This is a genomic window from Citrobacter sp. MGH104 (assembly GCF_001034485.1).
Classification (GTDB): domain Bacteria; phylum Pseudomonadota; class Gammaproteobacteria; order Enterobacterales; family Enterobacteriaceae; genus Citrobacter; species Citrobacter freundii.
The window spans coordinates 288,191-302,641 of the sequence record NZ_KQ089818.1 but is presented as its reverse complement, the minus strand read 5'-3'; the positions used below and the strand labels follow the sequence as shown (position 1 = coordinate 302,641).

At 52.8% G+C, this 14,451-nt stretch carries 15 protein-coding genes; 8 read left to right on the top strand and 7 right to left on the bottom strand.

What is annotated here, in order from left to right; translation table 11 throughout:
- Positions 1-64: 64 nt before the first annotated feature.
- The gene (gene ispE, locus SK34_RS01365) at positions 65-916 is read right to left on the bottom strand and encodes a 4-(cytidine 5'-diphospho)-2-C-methyl-D-erythritol kinase (protein ID WP_032935447.1); all 852 of its coding nucleotides are present in this window, start codon (positions 914-916) and stop codon (positions 65-67) included.
- Complete coding sequence (gene lolB, locus SK34_RS01360) at positions 913-1,536, bottom strand: lipoprotein insertase outer membrane protein LolB (protein ID WP_048232147.1); 624 nt, start codon at positions 1,534-1,536, stop codon at positions 913-915. Before lolB ends, ispE begins: the two co-directional genes overlap by 4 nt.
- Before the next feature lie 211 nt (positions 1,537-1,747).
- Here lolB and hemA point away from each other — a divergent pair, with 211 nt between their 5' ends.
- From hemA to kdsA, 6 genes are read left to right on the top strand one after another with little or no spacing between them, the layout of a single operon-like run.
- Positions 1,748-3,004 carry a glutamyl-tRNA reductase gene (hemA, locus tag SK34_RS01355; protein WP_003020789.1) on the top strand — a complete coding sequence of 419 codons (1,257 nt, stop codon included), beginning with the start codon at positions 1,748-1,750 and terminating at the stop codon, positions 3,002-3,004.
- A 41-nt stretch (positions 3,005-3,045) separates the two neighbouring features.
- Positions 3,046-4,128: a peptide chain release factor 1 gene (gene prfA / locus SK34_RS01350; RefSeq protein WP_003020786.1), complete on the top strand. Its 1,083-nt coding sequence runs from the start codon at positions 3,046-3,048 to the stop codon at positions 4,126-4,128.
- Positions 4,128-4,961, top strand: coding sequence for a peptide chain release factor N(5)-glutamine methyltransferase (gene prmC, locus SK34_RS01345; RefSeq protein WP_048232145.1), 834 nt, complete (start codon positions 4,128-4,130; stop codon positions 4,959-4,961). The genes prfA and prmC overlap by 1 nt, the downstream gene beginning before the upstream one ends.
- Positions 4,958-5,350: an invasion regulator SirB2 gene (gene sirB2, locus SK34_RS01340; protein WP_048232144.1), complete on the top strand. Its 393-nt coding sequence runs from the start codon at positions 4,958-4,960 to the stop codon at positions 5,348-5,350. Before prmC ends, sirB2 begins: the two co-directional genes overlap by 4 nt.
- A 2-nt stretch (positions 5,351-5,352) precedes the next feature.
- Positions 5,353-6,162 carry an invasion regulator SirB1 gene (gene sirB1 / locus SK34_RS01335; protein WP_003020775.1) on the top strand — a complete coding sequence of 270 codons (810 nt, stop codon included), beginning with the start codon at positions 5,353-5,355 and terminating at the stop codon, positions 6,160-6,162.
- Between the two features lie 35 nt (positions 6,163-6,197).
- Positions 6,198-7,052, top strand: coding sequence for a 3-deoxy-8-phosphooctulonate synthase (gene kdsA / locus SK34_RS01330; protein ID WP_003020772.1), 855 nt, complete (start codon positions 6,198-6,200; stop codon positions 7,050-7,052).
- Between the two features lie 98 nt (positions 7,053-7,150).
- On the opposite strand, the gene chaA is transcribed toward kdsA, so the two are convergent.
- Positions 7,151-8,251 carry a sodium-potassium/proton antiporter ChaA gene (chaA, locus tag SK34_RS01325; RefSeq protein ID WP_003020769.1) on the bottom strand — a complete coding sequence of 367 codons (1,101 nt, stop codon included), beginning with the start codon at positions 8,249-8,251 and terminating at the stop codon, positions 7,151-7,153.
- 403 nt (positions 8,252-8,654) lie between these two features.
- On the opposite strand from chaA, the gene SK34_RS01320 reads away from it, so the two are divergent.
- Positions 8,655-9,350: a gamma-glutamylcyclotransferase gene (locus tag SK34_RS01320; protein WP_003020766.1), complete on the top strand. Its 696-nt coding sequence runs from the start codon at positions 8,655-8,657 to the stop codon at positions 9,348-9,350.
- Positions 9,351-9,404: 54 nt separating this feature from the next.
- On the opposite strand, the gene SK34_RS01315 is transcribed toward SK34_RS01320, so the two are convergent.
- Positions 9,405-9,650: a DUF1883 domain-containing protein gene (locus tag SK34_RS01315; protein ID WP_048232142.1), complete on the bottom strand. Its 246-nt coding sequence runs from the start codon at positions 9,648-9,650 to the stop codon at positions 9,405-9,407.
- Between the two features lie 262 nt (positions 9,651-9,912).
- Entirely contained in the window at positions 9,913-10,266 is a 354-nt protein-coding gene (locus SK34_RS01310) for a DsrE/DsrF/TusD sulfur relay family protein (RefSeq protein ID WP_003020761.1), read from the bottom strand.
- 175 nt (positions 10,267-10,441) lie between these two features.
- Between SK34_RS01310 and SK34_RS01305 the strand changes: the two genes are divergently transcribed.
- The gene (locus SK34_RS01305; RefSeq protein ID WP_044700186.1) at positions 10,442-11,827 is read left to right on the top strand and encodes a YchO/YchP family invasin; all 1,386 of its coding nucleotides are present in this window, start codon (positions 10,442-10,444) and stop codon (positions 11,825-11,827) included.
- 21 nt (positions 11,828-11,848) lie between these two features.
- On the opposite strand, the gene narL is transcribed toward SK34_RS01305, so the two are convergent.
- A complete protein-coding gene (narL, locus tag SK34_RS01300) occupies positions 11,849-12,499 on the bottom strand; it encodes a two-component system response regulator NarL (RefSeq protein ID WP_003020756.1) in 651 nt (216 codons plus the stop codon).
- On the bottom strand, positions 12,492-14,288 hold the full coding sequence (gene narX, locus SK34_RS01295) for a nitrate/nitrite two-component system sensor histidine kinase NarX (RefSeq protein ID WP_003020754.1): 1,797 nt from the start codon (positions 14,286-14,288) through the stop codon (positions 12,492-12,494). Before narX ends, narL begins: the two co-directional genes overlap by 8 nt.
- Between the last annotated feature and the right edge of the window lie 163 nt (positions 14,289-14,451).

The following is a 14,451-nucleotide window of genomic DNA, read 5'->3' as shown; positions in this document are numbered from 1 at the left end:
GTCACATACTTTTGTATGCTCCTGGCGATTCGTCATTTCGCCATCTTCCTGAAACCAGAAGGATTTAGAGTAACGCTCTGTGCAATGGGGAGAGGTTGACGCCTTTCGCCACAAAGCCTTTGAGCCATTCCGGGGCTTGCTCAAGCACCTGGCGAGCACGAGACTCAGTGTCAAATTCAGCAAAGACACAAGCCCCTGTACCAGTCAGGCGCGACGGCGCGTATTCTAACAGCCAGGAAAGCGCCGCATCAACCTCGCGAAAACGTTTTCTTGCGATAACCTCGCAATCATTGCCGAATTCACATTTTAGTAACGTTTTTATTGACCTTTTTGGCGTGTTGCGCGGGAGGTCGGGATCGTTAAAAATCACCGGTGTCGGAATGCTGACTCCCGGGTGAGCAACCAGATACCACTTTTCTTCAGGCTCGACCGGCGTCAGAATTTCTCCCACACCTTCGGCAAAAGCCGCATGACCGCGCACGAACACGGGAACATCCGCCCCTAGGGTTAAACCGAGTGCCGCCAGTTCATCAATCGAAAGTCCACACTGCCAGAGATGGTTAAGCGCCACCAGAACGGTTGCCGCATTTGATGAACCACCGCCGAGGCCGCCACCCATCGGCAGGCGTTTGTCGATACTGATGTCCGCACCGCTCCCTTTGGGAAGGCGATTGCTTTCAGATGCTACCTTCATCAGCAAACGTGCCGCACGGACGATCAGGTTGTCTTCGTGCGCAACGCCTTCCACCGGGGTTAACAGGCGAATTTCGCCGTCGCCACGCAGCGCAATATCTATCGTGTCGCCATAATCAAGAAACTGAAATAGCGTTTGCAGCGAGTGGTAACCGTCCGCACGTTGCCCGGTGATGTATAAAAACAGATTCAGTTTTGCCGGAGAGGGCCAATGAGTCATCATTTCACAATCCAGTTGTCCATTTTCAGCTTAATACGCTGGGAGCCGTCCGACAGCTCCATGTTTGCCGGCATCGCTGGCTGGGTTTTGCTGTCGTAGCCGCTATAGACCACTTTCCAGTTTTTACCGTCTTTGCTGTAGTTCACTTCACTCAGACGATATTGGTCGTCGAGCTTGTAATCGGTGGCATCTCCCGGCAGGCCAAGGATCCACTGGCGCAGGCTGTTCAACGGAATAGGCATGCCGGTCAGTTTGCCGATCATCTCTTCAGCGTCGTCGGCAGTGTAGTGCTTGCCTTTGTTATCGACCAGTTCGACGTTGCCCGGCTGCGCATTGAGTTCCAGTTCAGTGCTGCCCAGTGGGTTGGTCAGCAGGAGACGATAGCGATCCTGACCGGTTTGCTGCCAGAAAAAGCGGGCATACACTTTCTGTTGCTCGGAAATATAGGCAAACGCACCGCGCGTCTGATATTGATTCAGGGCGCGAACTTCCTGCTGGTGCTGGCGCCACTGCGGGGAATCGGGGCTTTTGCCGGGACCTTTCGGCGCGTTGAGGGTACAGGCACTAAGAACCAGGGCCGCAAGGGGCAGCAGGCGAATCAGGCGAAAATCAGGCAGGGTCATAATGATGACAAATCCTTGAGATACGTTGCAGTTATAACTCTTAATGCTAGCGCCGCCATCAGACATCGTCTACGTTCAAGTTATCTTAAATCGCTTAAATTTGTGCACTAAGCTATTACTCCAAAAGGGGTCAGTCTCTTTTATTGACCGCACGCATCCTGTATGATGCACCCAGTCTAACCTTATCAACGCTGGTACTATTCCCGCACACATGACCCTTTTAGCGCTTGGTATTAACCATAAAACGGCACCTGTATCGCTGCGAGAACGCGTAACGTTTTCGCCGGATACGCTCGATCAGGCGCTGGACAGCCTGCAAGCGCTGCCAATGGTGCAGGGCGGGGTAGTGCTGTCGACGTGTAACCGCACAGAGATTTACCTCAGCGTGGAAGAGCAGGATAACCTGCGAGAAGCGCTGATTCGCTGGCTGTGCGAATACCATAACCTCAATGAAGAAGACCTACGTAATAGCCTGTACTGGCACCAGGACAACGACGCCGTCAGTCATTTGATGCGCGTTGCCAGTGGTCTGGATTCACTGGTGCTCGGTGAACCGCAAATTTTGGGGCAGGTGAAAAAAGCATTTGCGGATTCGCAAAAAGGCCACCAGAACGCCAGTGCGCTGGAGCGCATGTTCCAGAAATCATTCTCTGTTGCTAAACGTGTACGTACAGAAACTGACATCGGTGCCAGCGCCGTGTCGGTGGCGTTTGCCGCCTGTACTCTGGCGCGGCAGATATTTGAATCGCTCTCAACGGTAACCGTGCTGTTAGTCGGTGCGGGCGAAACCATCGAACTGGTAGCGCGACACTTGCGCGAGCATAAAGTGAAGAAGATGATCATCGCCAACCGTACGCGCGAGCGTGCGCAGGTGCTGGCGGATGAAGTCGGCGCCGAGGTGATTTCACTGAGTGATATCGACGCGCGTTTGCAGGATGCCGATATCATTATCAGTTCTACTGCCAGTCCGCTGCCGATTATCGGTAAAGGAATGGTGGAACGCGCGCTTAAAAACCGTCGCAATCAGCCTATGCTACTGGTGGATATCGCCGTACCGCGCGATGTCGAGCCGGAAGTGGGTAAATTGTCTAACGCCTATCTGTACAGCGTTGATGACCTGCAAAGCATCATTTCGCATAACCTGGCCCAGCGTAAAGCGGCGGCGGTGGAAGCCGAAACGATTGTGGAGCAGGAAGCCAGCGAGTTTATGGCCTGGCTACGCGCCCAGGGCGCAAGCGACACTATCCGCGAGTATCGCAGTCAGTCAGAACAGATCCGTGATGAACTGACCGCTAAAGCGTTGGCCGCTCTTCAGCAGGGCGGTGATGCGCAAGCCATTATGCAGGATTTGGCCTGGAAACTGACCAACCGCCTGATCCATGCACCAACCAAATCACTTCAACAGGCCGCCCGTGACGGGGATAGTGAACGCCTGAATATTCTGCGCGACAGCCTCGGGCTGGAGTAGCAGCACACCAATCTTATTTTTTACAGGGTGCATTTACGCCTATGAAGCCTTCTATCGTTGCTAAACTGGAAGCCCTGCATGAACGCCATGAAGAAGTTCAGGCGCTGCTCGGTGATGCGGGTACTATCGCAGATCAGGATCGCTTTCGTGCGCTGTCGCGCGAATATGCGCAATTAAGCGATGTCTCTCGCTGTTTTACGGACTGGCAACAGGTTCAGGAAGATATCGAGACGGCTCAGATGATGCTCGACGATCCTGAAATGCGTGAAATGGCGCAGGATGAACTGCGCGAAGCAAAAGAGAAATGCGAGCAGCTGGAACAGCATCTGCAGGTCCTGCTGTTACCTAAAGACCCCGATGACGAACGTAACGCCTTCCTCGAAGTGCGTGCGGGAACCGGTGGTGATGAAGCGGCGCTGTTTGCCGGCGATCTGTTCCGCATGTACAGCCGTTACGCTGAATCGCGTCGCTGGCGGGTAGAGATCATGAGCGCCAGCGAAGGCGAACATGGCGGGTTTAAAGAAGTTATTGCCAAGATTAGCGGAGAAGGCGTTTACGGGCGACTGAAATTTGAGTCCGGCGGCCATCGCGTGCAGCGCGTACCTGCGACGGAATCGCAGGGGCGTATTCATACTTCTGCCTGTACGGTCGCTGTCATGCCGGAACTGCCGGATGCCGAACTGCCGGACATCAACCCGGCCGATCTGCGTATTGATACCTTCCGTTCATCAGGCGCGGGCGGTCAGCACGTTAACACCACCGACTCCGCAATCCGTATTACCCACTTACCGACCGGTATCGTGGTGGAATGCCAGGACGAACGTTCACAGCATAAAAACAAAGCCAAAGCGATGTCGGTGCTGGGGGCGCGAATTCGTGCCGCCGAAGTGGCAAGACGTCAACAGGCGGAAGCCTCTGAACGTCGTAACCTGTTGGGCAGCGGCGATCGCAGCGATCGTAACCGCACCTATAACTTCCCGCAGGGTCGTGTGACCGATCACCGCATTAACCTGACACTCTACCGTCTGGATGAAGCGATGGAAGGCAAACTGGATATGCTGATTGAGCCGATTGTCCAGGAATACCAGGCCGACCAACTGGCGGCGTTGTCCGAGCAGGATTAATGGATTATCAGCACTGGCTGCGTGAAGCGATAAGCCAATTACAGGAAAGCGAAAGCCCGCGACGTGACGCCGAGATTTTACTCGAGTTTGTCACCGGTAAGGGGCGCACCTTTATTCTGGCGTTCGGCGAAACGGTGTTAACCGAGGCGCAGCGTCAACGGCTCGATACATTACTGGAACGCCGTCAGCGGGGTGAGCCGGTGGCACATCTGACCGGCGTGCGCGAGTTCTGGTCGCTGCCGCTGTTTGTCTCTCCGGCTACGCTTATTCCACGCCCGGATACTGAGTGTCTTGTTGAGCAGGCGCTGGCTCGTCTGCCTGCCTCTGCGTGTCGTATTCTCGATTTGGGAACCGGCACGGGCGCCATCGCGCTGGCGCTGGCAACTGAGCGTCCGGATTGCGCGGTGACCGCGGTTGACCGCATGCCCGATGCCGTGGCGCTGGCAACTCGCAACAAACAGCATCTGGCCATCGACAATGTTTGCGTGCTGCAAAGCGACTGGTTCAGCGCTTTGCAGGGGCAGCAGTTTGACATGATTGTCAGCAATCCGCCGTATATCGACGAACAGGACCCGCACCTGGCGCTTGGCGATGTACGTTTTGAGCCGCTATCGGCACTGGTGGCGGGCGAGCAGGGTATGGCGGATATCGTACATATCATTGACCAGTCTCGACAAATGCTAACGCCCGGCGGATATCTGTTGCTGGAGCACGGCTGGCAGCAGGGACAGGCAGTCCGCGACGCCTATACTCATGCCGGTTACCAGGCGGTTGAAACCTGCCGCGACTATGGCGGCAACGAGCGAATTACGCTTGGACGCATCCCATCATGAGTACCTTCAGCGTGTTACTCAACGTCCATCTCATCAGCATTGCGCTTTCTGTTGGTCTGTTAACGCTGCGTTTTTGGTGGCGTTACACCGACTCGCGCCTTGCCTGCGCGCGCTGGACGCGCATCGTGCCGCCGGTTGTCGATACCGTTTTATTACTCAGCGGCATAACGTTAATGGTTAAAGCGCACATCCTGCCATTCACTGAGCACGGGACATGGCTGACTGAAAAGCTGTTTGGGGTTATCATTTACATCGTTTTGGGTTTTATTGCGCTCGATTATCGTCGGGCGCGCAGTCAGCAGGCGCGATTAGTCGCATTTCCGCTGGCGCTGGTGGTGCTGTACATCATCATTAAACTCGCCACCACAAAAATACCGTTACTGGGGTAAGCATGAGGTCGTTAGCTGATTTCGAATTTAATAAAGCGCCATTGTGTGATGGGATGATCCTGGCGTCGGAGTCTATCCGTCTGGATTTTCCAACACAAACTGTGTATGACGAACTGGAACGTCTGGTTAGTCTGGCGCAAGAAGAAATTAGCCAGCTCCTGTCTCAGGATGAGCAACTGGAAAAACTGCTGGCACTTTTTTACGGCGAATGGGGGTTTACGGATACCCACGGCGTCTATCGTCTTTCTGATGCATTATGGCTTGACCAGGTACTGAAAAATCGTCAGGGCAGCGCTGTATCTCTGGGCGCTATCTTGTTGTGGATTGCCAACCGACTGGAGCTACCGCTGGTGCCGGTGATTTTCCCGACACAACTCATCCTGCGTATTGAATCGCTCGATGGCGAAATGTGGCTAATCAATCCGTTCAATGGCGAAACGTTAAATGAGCACACGCTGGAAGTGTGGTTGAAGGGGAATATCAGCCCGGTCGCGGAGCTGTTTAACGAAGACCTGGATGAGGCGGATAATGCAGAAGTAATCCGCAAGCTGCTCGACACGCTGAAATCATCGCTGATGGAAGAGCGGCAAATGGAGCTGGCGCTGCGTGCCAGCGAAGCACTATTACAGTTTAATCCTGAAGATCCGTATGAAATACGCGATCGTGGATTAATCTACGCGCAGCTCGAGTGTGAACATGTTGCGTTGACCGATTTAAGTTATTTCGTTGAGCAGTGTCCGGAAGACCCGATCAGCGAAATGATTCGTGCGCAGATTAATACTATTTCGCACAAGCAAATTGTATTGCATTGATTAATGACACTTTACCTACCGTTTAAGGCGATCCTATGAAACAAAAAGTGGTTAGCATTGGCGACATCAACGTGGCAAATGACCTGCCGTTCGTGCTGTTTGGCGGAATGAACGTGCTGGAATCCCGCGATCTGGCGATGCGCATTTGTGAGCACTACGTAACCGTTACTCAAAAGCTGGGTATCCCTTACGTGTTCAAAGCCTCCTTTGATAAAGCCAACCGTTCTTCCATCCACTCTTACCGTGGACCGGGCCTTGAAGAAGGGATGAAAATCTTCCAGGAACTGAAGCAGACTTTTGGCGTAAAAGTGATCACCGACGTTCACGAAGCCAGCCAGGCGCAGCCTGTTGCTGACGTGGTGGATGTGATTCAGCTGCCGGCATTCCTCGCGCGTCAGACCGATCTGGTGGAAGCGATGGCGAAAACCGGTGCCGTTATCAACGTGAAGAAACCGCAGTTCGTAAGCCCTGGCCAGATGGGCAATATCGTGGATAAATTCCATGAAGGTGGTAACGATAAAGTTATTCTGTGCGACCGTGGCGCGAACTTTGGTTATGACAACCTGGTTGTGGACATGCTGGGCTTCAGCGTGATGAAGAAAGTCTCCGGCAACTCACCAGTGATTTTTGACGTTACCCATGCGCTGCAATGCCGTGATCCGTTTGGCGCAGCAAGCGGCGGTCGTCGTGCGCAGGTTACCGAACTGGCTCGCGCCGGTATGGCGGTAGGTCTGGCGGGTCTGTTTATTGAAGCGCATCCGGATCCAGCCAATGCGAAATGCGATGGCCCATCCGCGCTGCCGCTGGCGAAACTGGAACAGTTCCTGACGCAGATTAAAGCGATTGATGACCTGGTGAAAAGCTTCGACGAGCTGGATACCGAGAACTAATTCATTTTGTGTGCCTGATAGAGCTTGCGCTTATCAGGTATACGAAAGGAAATAAGAAGCCGGACCCGACAAGTTATGTCGGTGTCCGGCTTTTTTCATCAGGCAAATATCGTCATCAGATAGGCGATAAACAGCGCCAGATGTGCCGCACCGTTAAGCACATTGGTGCGTCCGGTGGAGAAAGAGATATGGCACAGTACCAGTGAAGAAACCATCACAATCATCTCTGGCGCGCCCAGCGCAAACACCAAATCATTCCCGGTTGCCCATGCGATCAGCGTCACCACTGGTACGGTCAGTGAAATAGTGGCTAATACTGAACCGAAGAACAAATTCATCGCCCGCTGTACCTGATTGCTCAGAACCGCTTTCAGCGCGCCCAGCCCTTCAGGAGAGAGGATGAGTAACGCAACCAGGAAACCGGTAAAGGCCACTGGGGCATTCAGTTCAGTCAGCAAGGTCTCCAGTGGGCTGGCGTTCATCTTGGTTACGGCAATAACGGCAATCAGATGAATGATAAGCCAGGCGGCGTGCCACATATTGCTGTGTGCTGATGGCTTGCCGTGATGCGGGTCGTCATCGTCGCCTTCATCTTCATGCTCGTAAATGAACAGGCTTTGGTGCGTTTTGGTTTGAATCAGTAAAAATACGCCGTACATCGCTGCAGAAATTAATGCTACCAGCAGCGCCTGGGCGGTAGTGAAATTCGCTCCCGGTAAAGCCATTGGGAACACCAGTACAATAATGGCCAGTGGGAACAGGGCAATTAAATACTGTTTAATACCAAACAGATTCATATACTGAGTAGCAAATTTACGGCCACCCAATAGTAACGAAAAACCGACCAGACCGCCGGTGACGATCATAATGATTGAGTACAACGTGTCGCGCATGAGCGTAGGTGCAGCATCACCGGTCGCCATTAATGCGGAGATTAAGCTGACTTCGAGAATAACGACGGACAGGCTGAGGATCAGTGACCCGTAGGGTTCGCCAAGTCGATGTGCTAATACATCCGCATGACGGACAACGCTGAATGCGCTGCTTAATATACCAATAAGGGCCAGCGCATTAATACCGATGACCACTGGTAGTGACTGACTGCTCCCCCAGAAGAACAGGACTACCAGCGCCAAAATCGGGAAGACGAGAGAGGTCTCCTTGTGGCGGGTTTTTACCGCCTCATGTACTTGTGTCATTGAACTAATTCTCCATCTCTGCAGGTATTTATAATTATAAAAGTATTAAAGAATGTAAAAAATAACAGATCTTTCGGTATTTCCGATCTAGTTTTACGTAATTTTACGGCATGGACCAATTTTTGCATCCAAGCGGATAAAATTGCATATCTTGTTTATAGAGTATTTAAATAACAAAGCATTAGATTTTAACGTCAACAAAAATTGCTGATACTACTGATACAAATGATAGTGCAGAGCTTAGCAACGCGAGAGGATATAAAGTGCCGTTGACGCTTTGTTGCCTTGCAAGCTAGCGGCGAATTGCCTATTGTCCAGCTATTGGTTTCAAAATGAGCAGTAAAAAAGCCCGGAAGGCGTCAAAAAAGTTGTCGCAGGGAAGCAGCAGTGGCGGAGGTGTAAGGTGTTAACGCGTGATTTTTTATTGAATGCCGACTGTAAGACGGCATTTGGTGCTATTGAAGAATCACTACTCTGGTCAGCGGAACAACGGGCAGCCTCACTGGCGGCCACGCTTGCTTGCCGACCCGATGATGGACCGGTGTGGATCTTCGGTTATGGATCGTTGATGTGGAATCCGGCCTTAGAGTTTGATGAGTCCTGTACCGGGACGTTAGTTGGCTGGCACCGTGCTTTTTGCCTGCGCCTGACGGCGGGGCGAGGAACGGCGGGTCAGCCAGGACGCATGTTGGCCTTGAAAGAGGGCGGACGCACTACCGGTGTAGCCTACCGCTTACCTAACGCATCGCTCGAACAAGAGCTTTCTTTACTGTGGAAGCGTGAAATGATCACCGGATGCTATCTGCCCACCTGGTGCCAGTTGGCGCTGGATGATGGTCGGACGGTGAACGCGCTGGTCTTTATTATGGATCCTCGCCACCCGCTGTTTGAGTCAGACACGCGCGCGCAGGTGATTGCGCCGCTTATCGCTGCGGCGAGCGGACCTTTAGGCACCAACGCCCAGTATTTGTTCTCGCTGGAACAAGAGCTGGTCAAGTTGGGGATGCAGGATGACTGTCTTAACGATCTGGTGATCACGGTCAAACGATTGTTGGGAGAGAATCTGCCGGAAGGCGTTATGCGGCCAGGGTTTGCCTGAATCCAGCCGGGAACTGAATGCCCGAAAGCCAGGCGCTTTTCGGGCAATTAACGCTTAGGCTGCAATATAACTTATTGAATGCTCTAGCGACTGGCTGTGGCTGTCGATCAGCACATTCCAGATGCCGGTGTAGGGCACGGTCAACCATGCGTTATCACGTTCCTGCACGCTTAAGATGTCGGACTGCGTGTCTTTGACGTGATTTTTCTCGCTCATCAGATGGATGTGACAGCGCTCGGAACAGCGCACAACCACCGTATCGCCACCAAATAACTTTAAACTTGCCTTCACTAATGCCATTTTTCACCCCGTTCTTGAAAACAACGTACTTTCTGTCGAAAGTGCTGCGTGATGTTGTTCACATTTCACTCATTGCATAACACCAAAGGGGGAGCAACGGGATGCTGATTTTGATCAAAAAATGGCATAACGATTAAACAAAAGTGACAAAATCCCTCAAAAGGATTGAAAGGGCGTGCTAACGTTCAACGAAACCGCGCCCATCTACGATTAAATCCGGAAATTATCGACACTTTCAGTGTGCTTGCCTGAAAGCGGTGTATCAGAAGGTCAGCACTTTATCTGCAGCCAGCGTCCATTGAGCCAGTTCAACCAGCGTGCCGACGGCTACTCCGTCAATTAACGGCAGCGTGGTGATTCCACGGCCATCGGTGCAGGTTTTGCACAGTTTGACCGGCACATTTTGCGCCGTCAGAATCTCCAGCATTTGCTGAATATTGTATCCTTCCGCGGGTTTTTGACCACGCAATCCCGCGGTTACCGCGTCCGACATTAAAAACAAACGCAGATCGAGATCCCCTTCCTGCTCGCGCAAGGCGATAGCCAGACGTAGGCTGTTAAATAACGATTCGCTTCCATAGGCTGCACCGTTCGCGACGATCACTATCTTTTGCATTTTTACTCCTTTTGCTGCATGTGAGCGTTAAAAACTGACACGTATGTTACACCTATTTCTAGATGCCAGGATAATGCCGAAAAAGGAAGGAAGGGCTGAAAATCAATACTGAAGACGTTATGGTTTAAGATAAGTATGCCGCTGTGGCTAATAGATATAAGAAACCACTAACGATTTGAGCCGTAATATTTATTTATCTCTCGCTGTATTTGCACTTTTGCCGTTGGCAGGCGGTACTGCCAGCGCGCAATCGTCATTTATTCACCAGGCGGAAAACCCTTTCGATAACAATAGTGATGGCTTGCCCGATCTTGGTATGGCGCCGGAGTCGCGGGCAGGCGAAAAGCACTTTGCCGAAATGGTCAAAGCGTTTGGTGAAGCCAGCATGACCGATAACGGGCTTGATACAGGTGAACAGGCGAAGCAGTTTGCGTTTGGCCAGGTGCGCGACAGGGTCAGCGAACAGGTGAATCAGCAACTGGAATCCTGGCTCTCTCCCTGGGGAAACGCCAGCGTCGGGTTGCAGGTGGATAACGAAGGCAGCTTTACCGGGAGTCGGGGAAGTTGGTTTATCCCGTGGCAGGACAATCAACGTTATCTCACATGGAGCCAGTTGGGGCTGACGCAACAGGACGGAGGCCTGGTCAGTAATGCGGGGATTGGGCAGCGCTGGGTTCGTGACGGTTGGTTACTGGGTTACAACACCTTTTATGACAACCTGCTGGATGAGAATCTGCCTCGGGGAGGCGTGGGGGCAGAGGCGTGGGGTGAATACCTCCGTTTATCTGCTAATTACTATCAACCGTTGTCCTCCTGGCAGGATCGTTTTGCAACTCAAGAACAACGGATGGCCCGGGGATACGACCTGACCGCGCAAATGCGCATGCCGTTCTATCAACATCTCAATACCAGCGTCAGCGTGGAGCAGTATTTTGGTGACCAGGTGGATCTGTTTCATTCCGGAACCGGGTACCACAATCCTGTGGCGGTGAATCTGGGATTGAGCTATACGCCGGTGCCGCTGATCACCGTGACAGCACAGCATAAGCAGGGTGAAAATGGCGTCAGTCAGAATAACCTCGGATTAACGCTAAATTATCGTTTTGGTGTGCCGCTAAAAAAACAGCTGATGGTAAGCGAGGTGGCAAACAGCCGATCGCTGCGCGGCAGTCGTTATGACGATCCACAACGTAACAATCTGCCGACGCTGGAGTATCGCCAGCGTAAAACACTGTCGGTATTTTTGGCCACGCCACCCTGGGATCTCAAGCCTGGTGAGACGGTGGCGTTGAAGGTGCAGGTGCGTAGTTTGCATGGGATCCGTCGTCTGGCATGGCAGGGTGATACTCAGGCGTTGAGCTTAACGGCGGGCAGCAATAGCCGAAGCGCTCAGGGTTGGACGATTATTATGCCGAAGTGGGACAACAGAGAAGGTGCGACAAACCGCTGGCGGTTGTCTGTGGTGGTAGAAGATGAGCAGGGCCAGCGTGTCTCTTCCAATGAGATCACGCTATCACTGACCGAACCGTTTATTACCGTTTCGGAAAATGATCCTCGTTAACAATGACGCATGAGCGCGTTATCAGAAAATGCGTTCCTGGTGCACCCATACCGCGGCTTCAACGCGTGATTTGAGCTTCATTTTCTTCAGCATATGCTTCACGTGAACTTTTACTGTGCTTTCGGTGATGTCGAGGCGGCGGGCGATCATCTTATTAGGCAGACCCTGGGCGATGAGTTTAAGAATATCGCGTTCGCGCGGCGTCAGTTGAGTAACATCACGGTCGGATGTTGCGCGATTGGCGCGCAGGCTGGCGGCCAGAACCGGGGTTAAGGCTTCGCTCAGCACCATTTCACCAGCGGCAGCCTGCTGCAATGCTTTCAGTAAATCTTCCGGCTCCATATCTTTCAGCAGGTAACCGTCGGCACCACGCTTCAGTGCGGTAACCACATCTTCTTCATGATTGGATACGCTAAACACAACGATACGGCCCGACAGTGATTTTTCACGCAGCTTATCGAGGGTTTCCAGACCGTTCATGCCGGGCATGTTGAGATCAAGCAGGATCAGATCGGGATCAAGGGATTCAGCCAGCTCGATACCCTGCTCACCATTGCTGGCTTCGCCGACAACGGTAATATCGGGCGCCATGCTGACAAGCTGTTTTACACCGGTTCTCAGCATCGGATGATCGTCGATCAACAGGATAGTTGCCGGTTCCAGATTACTCATGGGTATCTCCTTGGACTTCTGTGAAGTTTGTTTCGGGAATAAAAGTGACAGCAACTTCAGTACCGCCCGTCTCGCGACGGCGTACGCGGCAATCGCCGCGCAAGCTCTGCGCGCGGTCGCGCATTATTATCATGCCGTAGTGGTTACTGCGTTCGGCGTTTTCCGGTACGCCGCAGCCGTTATCTTGCACTGTCAGTTTGACCTGCTTGCCATTTTGCACTACCGTCACGACCACTTCATTGGCCTGAGAGTGTTTCAGTGCGTTGCTCAGGGCTTCGCGCGCAATTTGTAGCAGGTGAATCGCCTGATGCGAAGGGACCAGGCGTGGCGGTAGCTGATAATCCAGCTTAACCGTAAATCCAAAACGGGCGCTGTACTCCTGACAGCTGGCTTCCAGCGCCGGTCGTAATCCAGGTTCCGTGAGCTGTAAACGGAAGGTGGTTAACAGTTCTCGCAGTTGTGCCCATGAAGCATTTAGCTCGTTACGAATCTGGCTGAGCAACTCGCGACAGTTATCTGAAAGCGCATCGCCCTGCATCTGTAAACAGCTAACCTGCATCTTCATACAAGAGAGCGATTGTGCAATAGAATCATGAAGTTCGCGCGCAATGGTGGCACGCTCTTCCATCACAATCAACTGCTGTTGACGCTCCTGATGCCTGTCGAGCGCAAGCGTTGCGGTCAGTTGCTCAACCAGAGTATCAACCAGCTGCTGCTGATCGTGGCTGAGATGGCGTCCGTTCGGCAAGGTGGCGAGTAGAATACCATACTGGGTATGCGCATCGGTCAGCCGCCATTTCAATGTAATCCCGCCGTCAATCGCGGGCAGCGTTCCGCGAGGACACAGATGGCAACCTTTCTCATCACAGCTGGCATTTGACTGACAGGTAAATTCCTGATGATTGTCTTCATCTTCCAGGTCATAAACCCGGAGCTCAATATCATGCAGCAAGGTCAAATTTTGCAGACCATTCAGTACCGGAGAGAGGCGTTCGCACAACGGCACCTGAGAGTGCAGGCGGCGGTTAGCTTGCCACAGAAAAGAAAGAATCTGATTTTTGTGCTCCAGCCCCGCCGTTTTCTCCTGTACTCGCTGTTCCAGCACAGCGTAACTTTCGGCCAGTTCTTCCGACATATTATTTAGCGCCGAGCCCAGAGCCGCCATCTCATTACGACCGCTGATATGCGCGCGTTGGGTAAAATCACGCTGGCTGACGGCTCGCGCCATCGACAGCAGCTGTTTCCACGGCTCTAACAGGCGCACGCGCAGCCAGATAATGGTGAAAACCAGCAGCAATGCCATAAATACGGCCATCAGGCGATGCAGCAGGACGACGCGTTCAATGCGTAATTCGGTGGTATGGTCAAAGGCGGTGACCAATTTATCCAGTCCGCCCACAAAGCGCGTCACATCCTGCGCTACCGCATCAGGCGTTTGCGCATGCGCAAGTCCCGGCGCAAGTTCAGTGTGCCAGTAATCCTGTAATGCTTTTAACTGCGCCTGTTGTCCGTCTCGCTTTGCGGCACGCGTCAACTCCGGGCTAAACGCCGTTTGCTCCATTTCATCCAGCAGCGGTTGATCGCTAGCGTCCAGCGGTACGGCTGCCAGCAGGCGATAACTCTGCATGCGCAGCGATCCCGCTTTGTTGATTGCATGGGCGCTACCCTGAACGCCCTGAACCAGCCAGCCGGAGACAGCCATACCCGCCACGCCGATGGCTGTGGACAATAAAACAATCAGCGCCACCTGGTTGACCAGCGTAAGCGGGGAGAGACAACGTTTAAACATGGTGACTTGTTCCTTCGGGTTTTCGTCGAACAGAAAACCTTATTGAATGACGATTCTGCTGCAGGCAGTGGCGTTATTCTCGGCGATACACTGGAGTATACCCATACCTCAAACGGGCTACCTCTTAATTGCCAGTGGAGGGAGAGATCCTGGGCGAGGGGGA

Coding starts and splice junctions, on each gene's coding strand:
- chaA (WP_003020769.1), bottom strand. CDS start 8,251: ATGACACAAGTACATGAGGCGGTAAAAACCCGCCACAAGGAGACCTCT.
- SK34_RS01310 (WP_003020761.1), bottom strand. CDS start 10,266: ATGCAAAAGATAGTGATCGTCGCGAACGGTGCAGCCTATGGAAGCGAA.
- sirB2 (WP_048232144.1), top strand. CDS start 4,958: ATGAGTACCTTCAGCGTGTTACTCAACGTCCATCTCATCAGCATTGCG.
- lolB (WP_048232147.1), bottom strand. CDS start 1,536: ATGACCCTGCCTGATTTTCGCCTGATTCGCCTGCTGCCCCTTGCGGCC.
- kdsA (WP_003020772.1), top strand. CDS start 6,198: ATGAAACAAAAAGTGGTTAGCATTGGCGACATCAACGTGGCAAATGAC.
- narL (WP_003020756.1), bottom strand. CDS start 12,499: ATGAGTAATCTGGAACCGGCAACTATCCTGTTGATCGACGATCATCCG.
- prmC (WP_048232145.1), top strand. CDS start 4,128: ATGGATTATCAGCACTGGCTGCGTGAAGCGATAAGCCAATTACAGGAA.
- narX (WP_003020754.1), bottom strand. CDS start 14,288: ATGTTTAAACGTTGTCTCTCCCCGCTTACGCTGGTCAACCAGGTGGCG.
- hemA (WP_003020789.1), top strand. CDS start 1,748: ATGACCCTTTTAGCGCTTGGTATTAACCATAAAACGGCACCTGTATCG.
- sirB1 (WP_003020775.1), top strand. CDS start 5,353: ATGAGGTCGTTAGCTGATTTCGAATTTAATAAAGCGCCATTGTGTGAT.
- SK34_RS01315 (WP_048232142.1), bottom strand. CDS start 9,650: ATGGCATTAGTGAAGGCAAGTTTAAAGTTATTTGGTGGCGATACGGTG.
- prfA (WP_003020786.1), top strand. CDS start 3,046: ATGAAGCCTTCTATCGTTGCTAAACTGGAAGCCCTGCATGAACGCCAT.
- ispE (WP_032935447.1), bottom strand. CDS start 916: ATGATGACTCATTGGCCCTCTCCGGCAAAACTGAATCTGTTTTTATAC.